Source organism: Kitasatospora sp. UYEF31, assembly GCF_057291755.1.
Genome location: NZ_JBXAWK010000032.1, coordinates 21,171 through 36,712 on the forward strand (window position 1 = coordinate 21,171; position 15,542 = coordinate 36,712).

17 protein-coding genes and 1 riboswitch are annotated in these 15,542 nt (G+C 67.7%); of the genes, 9 read left to right on the forward strand and 8 right to left on the reverse strand.

Going from position 1 to position 15,542, the window contains the following annotated elements; genetic code table 11:
• Positions 1-915, forward strand: a complete 915-nt coding sequence (locus AC0Z36_RS17315; protein WP_485463804.1) for a carbohydrate ABC transporter permease — start codon at positions 1-3, stop codon at positions 913-915.
• Positions 912-1,811 (forward strand): carbohydrate ABC transporter permease, encoded by a 900-nt coding sequence (locus AC0Z36_RS17320; RefSeq protein ID WP_485463805.1) that lies wholly within the window; start codon positions 912-914, stop codon positions 1,809-1,811. The genes AC0Z36_RS17315 and AC0Z36_RS17320 overlap by 4 nt, the downstream gene beginning before the upstream one ends.
• A 57-nt stretch (positions 1,812-1,868) precedes the next feature.
• On the opposite strand, the gene AC0Z36_RS17325 is transcribed toward AC0Z36_RS17320, so the two are convergent.
• Positions 1,869-2,246, reverse strand: coding sequence for a cupin domain-containing protein (locus AC0Z36_RS17325; protein WP_485463806.1), 378 nt, complete (start codon positions 2,244-2,246; stop codon positions 1,869-1,871).
• A 159-nt stretch (positions 2,247-2,405) separates the two neighbouring features.
• Between AC0Z36_RS17325 and AC0Z36_RS17330 the strand changes: the two genes are divergently transcribed.
• From AC0Z36_RS17330 to otsB, 3 genes are all read left to right on the forward strand, one after another.
• A complete protein-coding gene (locus tag AC0Z36_RS17330; RefSeq protein WP_485463807.1) occupies positions 2,406-2,702 on the forward strand; it encodes a DUF3263 domain-containing protein in 297 nt (98 codons plus the stop codon).
• A gap of 116 nt (positions 2,703-2,818) precedes the next feature.
• Entirely contained in the window at positions 2,819-3,949 is a 1,131-nt protein-coding gene (locus AC0Z36_RS17335) for a LytR C-terminal domain-containing protein (RefSeq protein ID WP_485463808.1), read from the forward strand.
• Positions 3,950-3,967: 18 nt separating this feature from the next.
• On the forward strand, positions 3,968-4,804 hold the full coding sequence (gene otsB, locus AC0Z36_RS17340) for a trehalose-phosphatase (RefSeq protein WP_485463809.1): 837 nt from the start codon (positions 3,968-3,970) through the stop codon (positions 4,802-4,804).
• 3 nt (positions 4,805-4,807) lie between these two features.
• Here the strand turns inward: otsB and AC0Z36_RS17345 are convergent, their stop codons facing one another.
• The 7 genes from AC0Z36_RS17345 to AC0Z36_RS17375 form a co-directional block, all read right to left on the reverse strand.
• Positions 4,808-5,251 carry a Fur family transcriptional regulator gene (locus tag AC0Z36_RS17345; RefSeq protein ID WP_485463810.1) on the reverse strand — a complete coding sequence of 148 codons (444 nt, stop codon included), beginning with the start codon at positions 5,249-5,251 and terminating at the stop codon, positions 4,808-4,810.
• Between the two features lie 133 nt (positions 5,252-5,384).
• Positions 5,385-6,866 (reverse strand): catalase, encoded by a 1,482-nt coding sequence (locus AC0Z36_RS17350; protein ID WP_485463811.1) that lies wholly within the window; start codon positions 6,864-6,866, stop codon positions 5,385-5,387.
• Between the two features lie 217 nt (positions 6,867-7,083).
• On the reverse strand, positions 7,084-8,538 hold the full coding sequence (locus AC0Z36_RS17355; RefSeq protein ID WP_485463812.1) for an alpha,alpha-trehalose-phosphate synthase (UDP-forming): 1,455 nt from the start codon (positions 8,536-8,538) through the stop codon (positions 7,084-7,086).
• Positions 8,539-8,613: 75 nt separating this feature from the next.
• Positions 8,614-8,898, reverse strand: coding sequence for a hypothetical protein (locus AC0Z36_RS17360; protein ID WP_485463813.1), 285 nt, complete (start codon positions 8,896-8,898; stop codon positions 8,614-8,616).
• Between the two features lie 105 nt (positions 8,899-9,003).
• The gene (locus tag AC0Z36_RS17365) at positions 9,004-9,135 is read right to left on the reverse strand and encodes a hypothetical protein (protein ID WP_485463814.1); all 132 of its coding nucleotides are present in this window, start codon (positions 9,133-9,135) and stop codon (positions 9,004-9,006) included.
• Between the two features lie 12 nt (positions 9,136-9,147).
• Positions 9,148-9,297: a hypothetical protein gene (locus AC0Z36_RS17370; RefSeq protein WP_485463815.1), complete on the reverse strand. Its 150-nt coding sequence runs from the start codon at positions 9,295-9,297 to the stop codon at positions 9,148-9,150.
• A gap of 214 nt (positions 9,298-9,511) precedes the next feature.
• Positions 9,512-10,495 (reverse strand): glucosyl-3-phosphoglycerate synthase, encoded by a 984-nt coding sequence (locus AC0Z36_RS17375; protein WP_485463816.1) that lies wholly within the window; start codon positions 10,493-10,495, stop codon positions 9,512-9,514.
• A gap of 235 nt (positions 10,496-10,730) precedes the next feature.
• Positions 10,731-10,875, forward strand: a riboswitch (SAM riboswitch).
• A 16-nt stretch (positions 10,876-10,891) separates the two neighbouring features.
• On the opposite strand from AC0Z36_RS17375, the gene thrC reads away from it, so the two are divergent.
• The 4 genes from thrC (at position 10,892) to groL (ending at position 15,442) form a co-directional block, all read left to right on the forward strand.
• Positions 10,892-12,169 carry a threonine synthase gene (gene thrC / locus AC0Z36_RS17380; protein WP_485463817.1) on the forward strand — a complete coding sequence of 426 codons (1,278 nt, stop codon included), beginning with the start codon at positions 10,892-10,894 and terminating at the stop codon, positions 12,167-12,169.
• 50 nt (positions 12,170-12,219) lie between these two features.
• Positions 12,220-12,495, forward strand: a complete 276-nt coding sequence (locus tag AC0Z36_RS17385) for a MoaD/ThiS family protein (protein ID WP_485463818.1) — start codon at positions 12,220-12,222, stop codon at positions 12,493-12,495.
• Between the two features lie 603 nt (positions 12,496-13,098).
• The gene (locus AC0Z36_RS17390) at positions 13,099-13,302 is read left to right on the forward strand and encodes a cold-shock protein (protein WP_485463819.1); all 204 of its coding nucleotides are present in this window, start codon (positions 13,099-13,101) and stop codon (positions 13,300-13,302) included.
• A gap of 514 nt (positions 13,303-13,816) precedes the next feature.
• The gene (groL, locus tag AC0Z36_RS17395) at positions 13,817-15,442 is read left to right on the forward strand and encodes a chaperonin GroEL (RefSeq protein ID WP_485463820.1); all 1,626 of its coding nucleotides are present in this window, start codon (positions 13,817-13,819) and stop codon (positions 15,440-15,442) included.
• Positions 15,443-15,542: the final 100 nt, after the last annotated feature.

A 15,542-nucleotide genomic window follows, 5' to 3' on the forward strand; every position in this document is an offset into this window, starting at 1 on the left:
GTGTCACAGATCCCCACCGGGGCCCGGCCGTCGCTCACAAAGCGGCTGAGCCGGGCCCTCGGCCCCCTGCCCTGGATCGGCCCGGCCGTCCTCCTGATCGCGGTCGTCGTGCTGTGGCCGGTCGTCGAGATGGTGCGCAGTTCGTTCCTGCGGATCCGCAAGAGCGGCCTGGTCAAAGGTTCCAACGGCACCAAGAACTACGAGAACCTCTTCAACGAGCCCGACTTCGCCCATGTTCTGAAGAACACGGTCGTGTGGGTCCTCGTGGTCGTCTTCATCACAGTGCTGATCTCGCTCGCCCTCGCACAGCTGTTCAACCAGACCTTCCCCGGGCGCAGGTACGCCCGGTGGGCGCTCATCGTGCCGTGGGCCGCGTCGATCTTCATGACCGCGCTGGTCTTCCGCTGGATGCTCCACGACGGACACGGCGTCATCAACACACTCCTGGTCGACCTGCACCTCATCGACCACGGTCAGGACTGGCTCGGCAAACCGTCCACGGCGATGCCGTGGATGATCGCCGTCGCCGTGTTCGTCTCACTGCCGTTCACCACGTACACCCTGCTCGCGGGTCTGCAGACGATCCCCGGCGACGTGTACGAGGCGGCCCGCATCGACGGCGCCTCGACGTGGCGGACGTACGTCAGCGTCACGCTGCCGCTGCTCCGCCCGGCCGTCATGGTCGCGATCGTGATCAACCTGATCAACGTCTTCAACTCGTTCCCCATCATCTGGGGGATGACCAACGGCGGCCCCGGCTACGAGACGGCCACCACCACGGTGTTCATGTACCAGCTGAAGGCCAGTGACATCGGCGAGAGCGCCGCGATGTCGGTGGTCAACTTCCTGCTGGTCATCATCCTGGTCGGCTTCTTCCTGAAGGTCAGCCGCTGGAACAAGGAGGAAGGCGCATGAGCACTGTGGACATGGCCAAGTCCTCCCCGGCAGTGCGGGCGGACAGCGCGGCCAAGCCGTCCCGGCGCCGGAACCTCGGGGCGAGCCCGGCCCGCAAGGCGGTCACCGCGGTGGTCGCCTGGGCCATCGCTCTGTTGTTCCTGCTGCCGTACGTGGAGATGGGAATCGCCGCACTGCGGCCCAGCAACGAACTGACCAAGGACGGCTACCTCCCGTCCAAGTTCGAATGGTCGAACTTCGTCAACGTATGGAGCGAGTCGAAACTCGGCGACAACCTCAAGGTGTCGCTGGTCGTCGCCGCGCTGTCCACGGTGCTGGTCATCGCGGTGGCACTGCCCGCCGCGTACTACACCGCACGCAAGCGGTACCGCGGTCGCGGTGCGTTCCTGATGCTGGTCCTGGTCACCCAGATGTTCCAGCCCACAGCACTGCTCGTCGGCCTGTACCGCGAGTTCTACAGCTTCGACCTGCTGGACTCGTACTGGGCCCTGGTCCTGGTCAACGGGGCCTTCAACCTGGCCTTCTCGGTGTGGATCCTCACCGCGTACTTCGCGGCGATCCCGGTGGAGTTGGAAGAGGCCGCGATGATCGACGGCTCCTCCCGCTTCGGCGCGATGCGCCGGATCACCCTGCCGCTGGCGCTGCCCGGCATCGTCACCGCGGTGATTTTCACCTTCATCGCCGCGTGGAACGAGTTCGTGGTCGCGCTGACGCTGGTGACCACCCCGGAAAAGCAGCCGCTGACCGTCGGAATCAACTCGTTCATGGGCGCGTACGAGGTGCAGTGGCAGTACCTCTTCGCCGGCTCGGTGGTCGCCGTGGTGCCGGTCGTGATCCTGTTCATCTTCATTGAGAAGCACGTGGTCTCGGGGCTGACCGCGGGATCTGTGAAATAACTGGTCAGAACGATGAAGGGACCGCCCGGCCGATGGCCTGGCGGTCCCTTCGCGGTTCTACAGCTGGATCGCGTACGCCTTACGCAGCGTCTCGTAGACCGTCCACCGGGTCCGCGCGCCTTCAGTGAGGACACACACGTCACCCGGACCCAGGTCCAGCTTCGACTCGACCTCGTCGGTGTCGCCCGCGAAGAACTCGATCATCGCCCGGCCACTGACCACCACGAACATCTCGTCCGACTCGGTGTCGGTGGAGACACCCGGCGTGTGCTGCCAGATGCCCCGTACGACGGATTCGGACTCGGCCAGCACAAGGCCGCTGACCTCAGGGTTCCCCGAAACGACCTGCGCGGGGTCCAGCGGGTCGGGTTCGAGTGCGGCACTCGGGATGTTCTGTACAAGTCCAGGGGCGGCGGAGCCGGGGTTGATCGACATGTCGCGCACAATATCTGTACGACGATCGGTTCTTCGCGATGGGTGAATCCGAACGGACGCGCGGAGTGTCGGCTGGCTCTGTCAGTGACCCCGTACACAATGGCAGTCCAGGTCGAAACGGACACACTCGTAAAACAACGCAGCGGGGGAGGGCCAGCAGTGGACGGTGAAGACCTGACGGACACCCAGGCCACAGCCGTGCCCGCGCCGCGTTCCGCCGGGTCGGGCCTCAGCGAACACGACAAGCAGATCCTGGTCTTCGAGCACCGGTGGTGGAAGCACCCCGGCGCCAAGGAACGGGCGATACGGGACGTCTTCGAGACATCCCCGACGCGCTACTACCAGGCACTCAACGCGCTGATCGACCGGGCAGAAGCCCTGGAGTACGATCCGGTGCTCGTCCAGCGGCTGCGCCGCCTGCGTGACGCCCGGCGCCAGGCCCGCTCCAGCAACTGAGAGCCGCCGTCCCGAAACACCACAGGGCATCCGTACGCGATCTGCGCACAACACGCACATCTCATGATGGACACGTACCGTAACCGCTCGAACACACGGTAGGGGTAAGTCACGCTATGCGCTCCCATGACGACGAGTACGAGAGCTTCCCCGGCTTCGGCCGCGGCCCAGAGGTCTGGCACAACACCGGGCAGAGCGGGCCGCGCCCCGTCGAACCGCCGCCCAAGCCGACGGCGGCACCGGCGGCACCGGCGGCCGCGGTGACCGGATCGGCCGCGGGAGCGGCGGGGGAGCCGGAAACCGGGCCGGAAGCTGTGCCGGAATCCGTCCTGGAAGCAGAACCCGCCGAGCCGGCCCTGAGCGAGTCGAGCGAGCCGAGCACAGCCGAGCCGAGCGTGGCTGAACCGAGCGTGGCTGAACCGAGCGTGGCTGAACCGAGCACAGTCGAGCTGAGCACAGCCGAGCCGCCCCAGGCGGATCCCGCCCAGGTGCCGTGGCGCAAACGCAGACTCGAAGCGGTCGCCGTCCGTTCCATCATCAGACCCGCGAAGCCCACGGGCAGACCAGGAACCCCACCGGGCGAATCCGCCGCGCCTGACGCGGATGACGACCCGTACGACGACATTCCGTCCTGCGTCGTCCCCGGCCCGTTCGCCGGTTTCGACTTCCAGACGGGCAAGGTGCCCCAACGGCCCACGGCCGACCCGCGCCGCCGCCGCACGGTCGTCGCCACCGCGGCGGCCCTCAGTGCAGTCGCCCTCGTGGCCGTCATCGCCGCCACCAACAACCATGAGGGCCGGGACCGGCACAAGGCCGCGGACGCCGCGGTGACCTCGACGGTCTCCGCCGCACCGGCACCCGCCGGGCCGCCGGTGGCCGCGCAACCGCAGGTCCCCGCCGCAGTTCCGGCGCCAGGTCCGCCGCCCGCCGCCCGCGACATCAAGGTCGCCGTGCTCGACCTCGACGGCGGGCAGGCCCGCACCGACCGCATGGTGCAGCAGTTGGAGGCCGGCGGCTGGGGTGTGTCCGGCAGTGGCAAGTTCAAGGGCAGGGTTCCGGCCACGACGGTGTACTTCCCGGTGGGCCAGGAGGAGGCAGCGTACGAACTGGCAGCGCAGTTCCCCGATGTGCACCGGGTCAAGCCGGCCTTCGCCGGGCTGTCCCGTAACCGACTGAGTCTGGTCCTCGTCGAGGATGACGGCAGCGCCCCGGCCGAACGTCCCGTGAAGCCTTCGATGGCGCGCTAGATGGATATGTTTGGTCACATGGACCAGCACCGGCTCAGGACCGTAGAAGGAAAAGCCGCCCTCGACGCGTTGCTCGACCGGCCCGGCAAAGCCGTGGTCGCACTGGACTTCGACGGCACGCTCGCGCCGATCGTGGACGATCCGGCGGCGGCGCGGGCCGAACCCGCCGCCGTCGAAGCGCTCGCCAGGATCGCGCCGAAACTCGACTCGGTCGTCATCGTCACAGGGCGGCCCGCCGCGCTGGCCGTCGAGTACGGCGGGTTCGCCGGGACACCCGGCCTTGAAAACCTGGTGGTGCTGGGCCACTACGGCCGGGAGCGCTGGGACGCGGGCACCGGGCGGGTCACCGCGCCGGACGTGCCCGTAGGCGTCGCGGCGGTGCGGGAGTTGCTCCCGGACCTGCTGCGCGGTCTCAGCGCCGACGCGGGCATCTCCATCGAGGACAAGGGCAGCGCGCTCGCCGTGCACACCCGGCGGGCCGCCGACCCGGACGGCGACTTCCGGCGGCTCCGCGACCCGCTGGCCGAGTTGGCGGCAGCGCACGGACTGGTCCTGGAACCCGGCAGGTTCGTCCTTGAACTGCGCCCGGCCGGGATGGACAAGGGCCGGGCGCTGAACGCCTACCTGACCGGACGGGCCGTGGACACCGTACTGTTCGGCGGCGACGACCTCGGCGACCTGTCGGCGTTCGAGGAGGTGAGCGCGTTCCGCGCGCACGAGGGCCGGTACGGCATCAACGTGTGCAGTGGCTCCGAAGAGGTGCACATACTGGCTGAACGCGCGGACCTGATCGTGGACGGCCCGGCCGGGCTCGCCACGCTCCTCGCCGACCTCGCGGACCGGCTCGGCGTGTAGTCGCTACCGGTTTTCCACCGCCAGGCAAGCCGGGCACACACCCCGGAAGATCACCTGGGCTTCGTCTATCCGGCCGAAGCCGGGCCCCGCGTCCAGGCACGGCTTGGCGCCCACGACGCAGTCGACGTCCTTGACGTCCCCGCACCGGGTGCAGACGAAGTGGTGGTGCCATGTGCCGCCCAGTTCGTACAGCGCGGCACCGTGCCCGGCGTCCGCGAGCATCACCAGGTGGACCTCTGTGAGGTCCCGCAGGATGTTGTAGACGCTGGACCGGGGGAGCGCGACGCCGTCGGCGGCGAGGAGGTCGCGCACCTCGTCGGCGGTACGGTGCCCGCCCAGCCTGGCCAGCGCGCCGAGCACGGCGGCCCGGGGGGCGGTGGCCTTGAGCCCCGCCCCCCGGAGCCGGGCGGCGGGGTCGTACGGGGCCTGATCGGTTGTCGAAGCCATGCCTTGAGTCTCCCGTACGGAACGCGCACCGCGAGGCGGGCCAGCGGTTGTGGGTGGCCGAAAGCCAGGCCCGCCCCGAGCAGCGTCAGTTCCGAGCAGCGTCAGCTCCGAGCCGTGTCAGCTCCGAGCAGCGTCAGCTCCGGGCGGTGTTGCTCCGGTGGGCCTTGACGGCCTTGACGGCCTCGCGGACGCCCGCGCCGTACTCCGGGTCGGCCTTGGTGAAGTGGTCGAGCACCCGGTCGACGATGTCCTGACGGTCCACGTTGCCCAGGCTCCCGGCGATGTTCGCCACCAGCCGGGCGCGCTCGTCCACGGGCAGCAGCCGGTAGAGGTCACCGGCCTGCACGAAATCGTCGTCCTCGGCGTGCGCCGGGACAGGGAACGTGCCCGCGGCGCCCTCCACCCGCACCGGAGCCCACAGCGGCCGGTCGGACTGCACCGGGCCGCCGAAGCTGTTCGGCTCGTAGTTCTTCTGCGCTCCGGCCGTGTTCAGGGCCATCGAACCGTCCCGGCCGTAGTTGTCGGCCGTTGTCGCACGCGGGGCGTTGACCGGCAGCAGGGTGTGGTTGACGCCGATGCGGTAGCGGGCCGCGTCGCCGTACGCGAACAGGCGCCCTTGGAGCATCCGGTCCGGGGAGGGACCGATGCCGGGTACGAAGTTGGCCGGGTTGAAGGCCGACTGCTCCACCTCGGCGAAGACGTTCTCGGGGTTGCGGTCCAGGACCATCGTGCCGACGTCGATCAGCGGGTAGTCCTGCTGCGACCACGTCCGGGTGACGTCGAACGGGTTGAAGCGGTAGGTCGCGGCCTCGGCCACCGGCATGATCTGCACCTTCAGCGACCAGGACGGGAAGTCGCCGTCCCCGATCGAGTCGCGCAGGTCGCGCTGGTGCGAGTCGGTGTCCCGGGCGAGCAGTTCGCCCGCTTCGGCGTCGGTGAGGCTCTTGATTCCCTGGTCGGTCTTGAAGTGGTACTTCACCCAGAAGGCTTCGCCCGCGGCGTTGACCCACTGGAAGGTGTGCGAGCCGAAGCCGTGCATGTGCCGGTAGGAGGCGGGGATGCCGCGGTCACTGAAGAGGATGGTCACCTGGTGCAGCGACGGTGTGTGCAGGCTCCAGAAGTCCCACTTGTTCTCGTCCGACGGCATTCCGGTCTGCGGGTCGCGCTTCTGCGTGTGGATGAAGTCGGGGAACTTGACCGGGTCGTTCAGGAAGAAGACCGGAGTGTTGTTGCCGACCACGTCGTAGTTGCCGTCGCGGGTGTAGAACTTCACCGCGAAGCCGCGCACGTCACGGACGGCGTCGGCGGAGCCGAGGTTGTTGCCGACGGTGGAGAAACGCAGGAACAACTCCGTACGGCGGCCTTCCTCGCCGAGGAAGTCAGCGCTGGTGTACTGGGCTATGTCCGGGTTGGTCACCGTGAAGTGCCCGTACGCGCCGGAGCCGCGCGGGTGGGCGACGCGCTCAGGGATGCGCTCGCGGTTGAACCGGGCGAGCTTTTCGATCAGCTGCTGGTCCTGGATCAGCAGCGGGCCGCCGGCCCCGGCTGACTGGCTGAACTGGTTCGCGGCGACGGGGGCGCCCGACTCGGTGGTCAGGGTGCGCTGCTCAGGCATGGGGGTGCCCCTTCCGGTGTGACCGTGGATTGGTGGTCGGCCCGCCCGGTCTGGGGGGAACACCGGACGGGCCGACAGGTTCCACTCTGTCACTCAGATTGGACATTGTCCATTTAAATGCTTTTCCGGGCGACCTGACCACGGGCTCGGCTGTGGCCCCGGCCCAGGGGGTGGCCCCGACTGTGAGCCCGACTGTGAGCCGGACAGCGGGCCCGGCTCAGGCCAGCGCGTCCAGCTGGTCCAGGAACCACTGCTGCGGACTCAGGGAAGTCGCTGCCGCGGCAAGGCGCTTGGTGCGCTCAAGTCGCTCGGCCGGGTCCATCGACAGTGCCTCGTGCAGGGCCTCGGCGGTCTGGACCACGTCGTACGGATTGACCACCAGAGCGTCGGCGCCCAGTTCCTCGCACGCCCCGGCCTCCCGGGACAGCACCAGCGCGCACCCGGCGTCGGACACCACCGGGACCTCCTTGGCGACCAGGTTCATGCCGTCCCGGATCGGGTTCACCAGCGCCACGTCAGCCAGCCGGTACGCGGCGAGCGAGCGCGCGAAGTCATCGTCGGTGCGCAGGAGCACGGGCAGCCAGTCGGCCGTACCGAATTCTTCGTTCACCTCGTCGGCGACCCGCCGGACCTCGTCCATGTAGGCGCGGTACTCCGGCACGTCCTGGCGCGACGGATAGGCGAACGCGACGTGCACAACGTCGTCCCGCCACTCGGGCCGCGCCCGCAGCAGGTCTCGGAAGGCGTGCAGGCCGCGCACGATGTTTTTGCTGAGTTCCGTCCGGTCGACCCGGACGACCGTCTTCCGCCCGCCGACCAACTCCCTGAGCGCGGTGAGCCGTTCCTCCACATCAGGTTGCGCCGCGCGGTCCCGCAGGAAGTCGCCGTCCGCGCCGAGTCCGTGCACACCGATGACCGTCGTACGGCCGGCGTGCGTGACAGTCATCGCCTCCCGGTCGACGGCCGATTCGAGTACGGATTCACAGCAGTCCAGGAAAAGCCGTGCCCAACGGTGCGTCAGGAACCCGGCCCGGTCCGCCCCGAGGATGCCTTCGAGCACTTCGCGCGCGACATCGTCCGGCAGCATCCGGTAGTAGTCGGCGGGTGCCCACGGGGTGTGCGAGAAGTGCCCGATCCGCAGGTCGGGCCGCAACTCACGGAGCATGCCGGGGACCAGCGTCAGGTGGTAGTCCTGCACGACGACGCGTGCGCCCTGTGCGGCCTCTTCGGCGAGTGCTTCGGCGAAGGCCCGGTTGTAGGCCGCATAAGAAGACCATTCCGTACGGAATTCCCGATCGAAGACGGGCATCAGCGGAGTGTCGTAAAGCAGATGGTGGACGAACCACAGTGTCGAGTTGGCGATGCCGTTGTAAGCCCGGGTGAAGGTCTGCTCGTCTATGTCGAGCATCCGCACCGCCGCACCGCCCACGTCGAACCCGCCCCGGTCGAGCCGGCCCCCCGGGGACTTCTGCGCGGCCTCCCGGTCGGCGTCGGCCAGTGCGGCGCACACCCACACCGCTTCGGTGTCGGAGCCGCCGGTGGCCGCGGACAGCCCCGACACCAGACCACCGCCGCCGCGCTTGACGGACAGCGAGCCGTCGTCCTCGGAAGTGAACGAGACGGGCCCCCGGTTGGAGGCGACCAGGACCTGTGCGGTGGGGGGAGTGCTCATAGGGGGGACCATAACCGGCAGGTCGGGGGTGTAATCGCGTGATCGGTCACACCGGGGGGTGTGGTGGGGGCTGCCTCAGGTCGCCTGCCGCAAGAACCGCTTGGGGGAGCGATTGATTTGTTCACCCAGGACCGAGGCGCGGATCAGCAGGTCGGCGATGATCAACTCGGGGTGGGTTTCGGGGACTTCCCGTCCCAGACTGTCGCGGATCCACTCGGCGATGGCATGGAACGAATAGAAGCTCACCCCACCCGTGGCGAGCGGAGCGGGGAAACCGCCGGGGCCGCGCTTCCCGATGGAGTAGTTGTGCAGTGACTGCACGGTGGTGCCGAGCCGCTGGGCGGCTTCGCCGAGGGTCACATCGTCATGATGGACGACGCCGACCGCACGCAGGTCAGGGATCTGGCGCAGCCCGTGGAAGACGGAAGCGACGGCGTCGAGGAGGGTGTCCGCTTCCCGGTCGCACTACAGGGTCGCGGGCCCGCGGTCCCGCACGGTGGGGGTGCAGTCGCCTTCACCCAGGTGTTCGTAGATGGCGTCGATCTCACCGTCGGTGGGATTTCGGTTCAGAGTGAGTTCGAAGTTCCAGTCGGCCACTGCTGTCTCCTCTCAGTGGGAATGCCGGTTGACGAATCGATCGATCTTGTTGGCCTCGTTGCCGGGGCTCCTCGGCGTTCCCCAGACGGGGAGACGCTCGCCGCAGGGGGCGCAGACCACCCATCCCCAGCGGTGCCCGTTCTTGGCGTAGTTGACTGCCATGCCTGCTGCTCGGGCTCGGTCCGGAGCGGCGGCGATATCGGATTTGGGGTGACGTCCTTGGCTGACCACCACCGCACCGTATTGACGATACCCAGCCCGTTGAAGGATTTCGCCTTCGCTTCACTTAAGCGAATGGTTGGTTGTTCGATTCTTGTTCGGCCTGCGAACGTATGGAGCGCCCACTGTGCTCGGGTGCCCCACCGGGGTCATCCGCTCAGCCCGCCAGGGCCTGCCGGGCCCGGTATTCCGGCACCGTGACCATCGGCGGCCGCTCCACCGCGGTTATGTCGGTGCTGCGCGGCTGGAAGCCGTCCTCGGTCCGTTCGAACTGGCTGAAGACGGTGTTGAGCTCGCCCGGGTTCTGGGTCATCCGGCCGTCGGCGTGGAGGCGCTCGGCGGCGGCCTGCCAGATCTCGCCGGCCATCCGGCCCAGGCCCAGGTCGCCCTGGTGGCTGTGGTGGCGCACCCCCACATCGACCTGCGCCATCGCGTCCAGGCCGACCAGATGCAGGGTGTCGATGAGCATTGCCGTCTCGACGCCGTAGCCGCACGGGAAGGGGAGGCGTTCGAGCAGTGAGCGGCGGGCGGCGTACTCGCCGCCCAGCGGCTGGACGAATCCGGCCAGCTGCGGCCAGTACATGTTCAGCAGCGGACGCGCGACGATCTCGGTGACCCGGCCGCCGCCCGCGGGGACGACCGTGTCGCCGATCTCCAGGGGCCGGTCGTACATCGCCTTCACCAGGTGCACGGACCTGTCGGTCAGCAGCGGTCCGAGGATGCCGGTGACGAAGTCGGCGGAGAAGTCCCGCAGGTCGGCGTCCACGAACGCGACGATGTCGCCGGAAGTGGCGAGCAGCGACCGCCACAAAACCTCGCCCTTCCCGGGCCGCGCGGGGATGCGGGGGAGGATGTCGTCGCGGGCGATGACGTGCGCCCCGGCTTCCAGGGCGACCTCCGCCGTCCGGTCGGCCGATCCGGAGTCGATGACGATCAGCTCGTCGACGAGCGGGACCGCCTCCATCAGTTCTTTGCGGACGACCCGCACGATCTCCCCGACGGTGGCTTCCTCGTCGAGTGCCGGGAGCACCAGGCTGATCCGCGTCCCGGACGCGCGCTTGGCGTCGACGAGCCGGTCCACGGGCCACTGGGCAGCGGTGGAGGAGCGTCGCTCGAGCCAGCGGCTCACCTCGGGCAGCACGTCGTTCTTCCCCTACTCGTCCCCGGTGGTTCCCGGCGCGTCCCGGACGGCTGCCGGCTGGCTGGATCCGTACGGTCACTGTCCTCTTTACGGCGATCCGCGTCCCACGTACCGGAACCCTGATGATCCGCGGACCGGGTGTCGGTTACAGTCTTCGCCACGACCTACGACGATCGCACGTCAGGTCGGACAAACACGGATCACCCCCGGAGACCGGGGATCGGAACCGTCATAGAGCTCATCCAGAGGGGCAGAGGGACCGGCCCGTAGAAGCCCCGGCAACCATCCGATCACCGACTGTGACATTTTCCTGTCCGGTCGACGGTCTGGACTGGTGCCAACTCCGGCTCTCGGCGAACACGTCGAGGGGAAGATGAGGAGAGGAAAGGCTTCGCCATGGCTTCCGCCACGATCGTTGCAACCCCCACGGCCACTTCGGCCGCTTTCGGCCCCGCAGTGGCCCTGTCCTGTCGGGAGTGCGGCGCCCGTTCGCCGCTCGGCCCGGAGTTCGCCTGCAAAGAGTGTTTCGGCCCCCTCGAGATCGCCTACGAGTTCGGCCAGGTCACCCGCGAGCAGATCGAAGCGGGACCGAACAACATCTGGCGCTATGCGCCGCTGCTGCCCGTCCCCGCGGACGTCGCCTCCAAGCCCAACCTGAACCCGGGCTGGACCAAGCTGGTCAAGGCCGACAACCTGGCCCGCGAGCTGGGCATCAAAACGCTGTACGTGAAGGACGACTCCGGAAACCCCACGCACTCCTTCAAGGACCGCGTGGTGGCCATCGCCGTCGAGGCCGCACGTGAGTTCGGCTTCACCACGCTGTCCTGCTCCTCAACCGGCAACCTCGCCGGCGCGGTCGGTGCCGCGGCGGCCAGGGCGGGCCTGCGCTCGTGCGTGTTCATCCCCTCCGACCTCGAAGCCGGGAAGGTCGTCACCGCGGCTGTCTACGGCGGCGAGCTGGTGGCCATCGAGGGCACGTACGACGAGGTCAACCGCTTCTGCTCGGAGCTCATCGGCGACCCCGCCGGTGAGGACTGGGGCTTCGTCAACGTCAACCTCCGCCCGTACTACGGCGAGGGTTCCAAGACCCTGGCGTACGAGATCTGCGAGCAGCTTGGCTGGGAACTGCCCGACCAGCTCGTGATCCCGATCGCCTCCGGATCGCAGCTCACGAAGATCGACAAGGGACTGCGCGAGCTCATCAAGCTGGGCCTGGTCGAGGACAAGCCGTACAAGATCTTCGGTGCCCAGGCCGAGGGCTGCTCGCCGGTCTCCGCAGCCTTCAAGGCCGGTCACGACACGATCCGCCCGGTCAAGCCGAACACCATCGCCAAGTCGCTGGCCATCGGCAACCCGGCGGACGGCCCGTACGTCATCGACATCTGCAACCGCACCGGCGGTGCCGTAGAGGACGTCACGGACGCCGAGATCGTCGACGCCATGAAGCTGCTCGCCCGTACGGAAGGCATCTTCGGTGAGACCGCCGGCGGCGTCACCGTCGGATGCCTGCGCAAGCTCGTCGAGAACGGCAAGCTGGACCCGGAGGCCACCACCGTCGTCCTCAACACCGGCGACGGCCTCAAGACACTCGACGCGATCGTGCCCACCACGGGCGTCACCGCGACGATCCGTCCCACGTTGGACGCCTTCCGCCAGGCCGGGCTCGACTCCTGAGCTTCCGTCCGCACCCTGCCGTTGCCGTTGCTGTTGAGGAGAAGAGAACCATGAGCGTTTCCGTCCGCATCCCGACCATCCTGCGCACCTACACCGGCGGCTCCGCCGAGGTCACCGCCGAGGGCGGCACCCTGGCCGAGATCATCGACGCGCTGGAGAAGGGCCACCCGGGCATCGCCGGGCGCGTCCTCGACGACGCGGGCAAGCTGCGCCGCTTCGTGAACATCTACGTGAACGACGACGATGTCCGCTTCCTGGAGGGCCTCCAGACGCCCACTCCGGCGGGCGCGAACATCTCGATCATCCCGGCGGTCGCGGGGGGCTGAGGCCGGGCCGCGGGCTTTGTCCGAAGGGCCGGGGGCTGGGTCCCCGGGTGGATACAGGCGGTGGCCGCGGGGGCCGGGCCGGGCCGCGTCAGGGAAGTCTGCTGACGCTCGGTAATCAAAGCGAATGCGCAATAGGGAATCCGCCGCACAGCGTGACTGTGCGGCGGATTTTCCATGTGTGATGCAAGTGTCGGAGGGGAAGGGCGGAGTGCTCGAACGCTCTTGAGCGCTCCGGTTAAGCCGGGTGGACGTGCGAGAGATCGGACAACGCGGTGCGTAACCTGCCAGTTTTCGGCCTTTTGGTATTTCCGGGAAAGCAGCCGGACCGCCGGCCTGTGAGATTGCATCCGACTTGGCACGGTATGCGGTAAATATCCCGTAGGTATATGCCGCAATAGTTTGCCTATGCCGCTTTTGGGAGGTTTTGACTTCGCTGGAATTCTCGTCCGTTTGACCTGTTGCAGCGGGCACCCATCCGGATACATTCAGCCGCGGTCGGACAGTTCCACGTACTGGTTCTGGCACGTGGTGACAGTGGGGACGACCCGGGGCTGTGCAGCGCAGCTTTTGTGAAAGGGTCAGTAAGCAGCAGGGGAGTTCGGAATGGCTCAGGGCGCCGTCAAATGGTTCAACGCGGAAAAAGGGTACGGCTTCATCGCGGTCGACGGTGGTGCGGACGTTTTCGTCCACTACAGCGCGATCCAGATGGACGGGTACCGGTCGCTTGAGGAAGGGCAGCGAGTCGAATTCGAGATCTCGCAGGGGCAGAAGGGCCCGCAGGCCGACATGGTCCGCTTGGCTGTCTGAGTCTGGGGCTTCTCACAATCCTCATCTGCACCACATTCAAGCGTTGTGAGGCCCGGACCCCCGACGGGGTCCGGGCCTCAACGCTGTCCGGGCCCGGGAAGAGCAGTCCGGGCCTCAGTGCCGTTCGGAGCCTTGACGCCGTTCGGAGCTTTGACGCCGCTCGGAGCCTTGACGCCGTTTGAGCCAGGGAAGCGCAGTCGGCGTGAAGTGCCGTGGACGTACGGGCATGTTCCCGGCAGCCGGAACGTTGGACCAGATGACTGAGTATCCGGTGCTGCGCCCGGCTCATGGACGGGGTCTCTGACCAGGCAACCGACCCGAGTCGCTTGCACTCACCCTAGGCGAGTGCTAATGATTGGCGTTAGCACTCTGGATGCGAGAGTGATAAACGGACCGGGCCGGTGAGGCCTGGACGACCACGGCAAACAGGATCGCCGAGGTCGGCCAGACCGTCCGTCGCGGGCGCCTGCGCGGTCCTATGCATCCACCCCGCTTTCTGGGAGGACCCCACCACATGGCCAAGATCATCGCGTTCAATGAGGAAGCCCGCCGGGGCCTCGAGCGCGGGATGAACCAGCTCGCGGACGCCGTCAAGGTCACGCTCGGCCCGAAGGGTCGCAACGTTGTCCTTGAGAAGAAGTGGGGCGCCCCCACGATCACCAACGATGGTGTATCCATCGCCAAGGAGATCGAGCTGGAGGACCCGTACGAGAAGATCGGCGCAGAGCTGGTCAAGGAAGTCGCGAAGAAGACCGACGACGTCGCCGGTGACGGTACGACGACCGCGACTGTCCTGGCCCAGGCCCTGGTCCGCGAAGGCCTGCGCAACGTCGCGGCCGGTGCCAACCCCATGGCACTGAAGCGCGGCATCGAGAAGGCCGTCGAGGCCGTCTCGGAGCAGCTGCTCATCCTGGCGAAGGATGTCGAGACCAAGGAGCAGATCGCTTCCACGGCCTCGATCTCCGCCGCCGACCCGCAGATCGGCGCGATGATCGCCGAAGCGATGGACAAGGTCGGCAAGGAAGGTGTCATCACCGTCGAGGAGAGCAACACCTTCGGTCTTGAGCTTGAGCTCACCGAGGGCATGCGCTTCGACAAGGGCTACATCTCGCCCTACTTCTCCACCGACATGGAGCGGATGGAAGCGGTCCTCGAGGACCCGTACATCCTGATCGTCAACTCCAAGATCGGCTCGCTGAAGGACCTGCTGCCCCTCCTTGAGAAGGTCATGCAGTCCGGCAAGCCGCTCATGATCATCGCTGAGGACATCGAGGGCGAGGCTCTCGCCACCCTCGTCGTCAACAAGGTCCGTGGCACCTTCAAGTCGGTCGCCGTCAAGGCTCCCGGCTTCGGTGACCGCCGCAAGGCCATGCTCGGTGACATCGCCATCCTCACCGGTGGTCAGGTCATCTCCGAGGAGGTCGGCCTCAAGCTCGACGCCACCACCCTGGACATGCTGGGCCGCGCCCGCAAGGTCGTCGTCACCAAGGACGAGACCACCATCGTGGACGGCTCCGGCGAGTCGGCCCAGGTCGCCGGCCGGGTCAACCAGATCCGCGTCGAGATCGAGAACTCCGACTCGGACTACGACCGCGAGAAGCTCCAGGAGCGTCTGGCCAAGCTCGCGGGCGGTGTCGCTGTCATCAAGGCCGGCGCCGCGACCGAGGTTGAGCTCAAGGAGCGCAAGCACCGCATCGAGGACGCGGTGCGCAACGCCAAGGCCGCCGTCGAAGAGGGAATCGTCGCCGGTGGCGGCGTGGCCCTGCTCCAGGCTGCCGAGCTCGCGTTCGTGAAGCTGGAGCTGGAAGGCGACGAGGCCACTGGCGCCAACATCGTCCGCCTTGCTGTCGAGGCTCCGCTGAAGCAGATCTCGATCAACGCCGGCCTTGAGGGCGGCGTTGTGGTGGAGAAGGTCCGCAGCCTGCCCTCCGGTCACGGTCTCAACGCCGCGACCGGCGAGTACGTCGACCTCGTCGCCGCGGGCATCATCGACCCGGCGAAGGTCACGCGCTCCGCGCTGCAGAACGCCGCGTCGATCGCCGCGCTGTTCCTCACCACTGAGGTCGTCATCGCTGACAAGCCCGAGAAGGGTGGCGCCGCCGGCGGCGGCGCTCCGGACATGGGCGGTATGGACTTCTGATCCCTTGGGGGACCAGCTGATCCACAACTGAGGGGCGGCATCCCGGCGTCAGCCGGGGTGCCGCCCCTTCGCCTTCCCGGATCCAGCCGTGTCGATCATG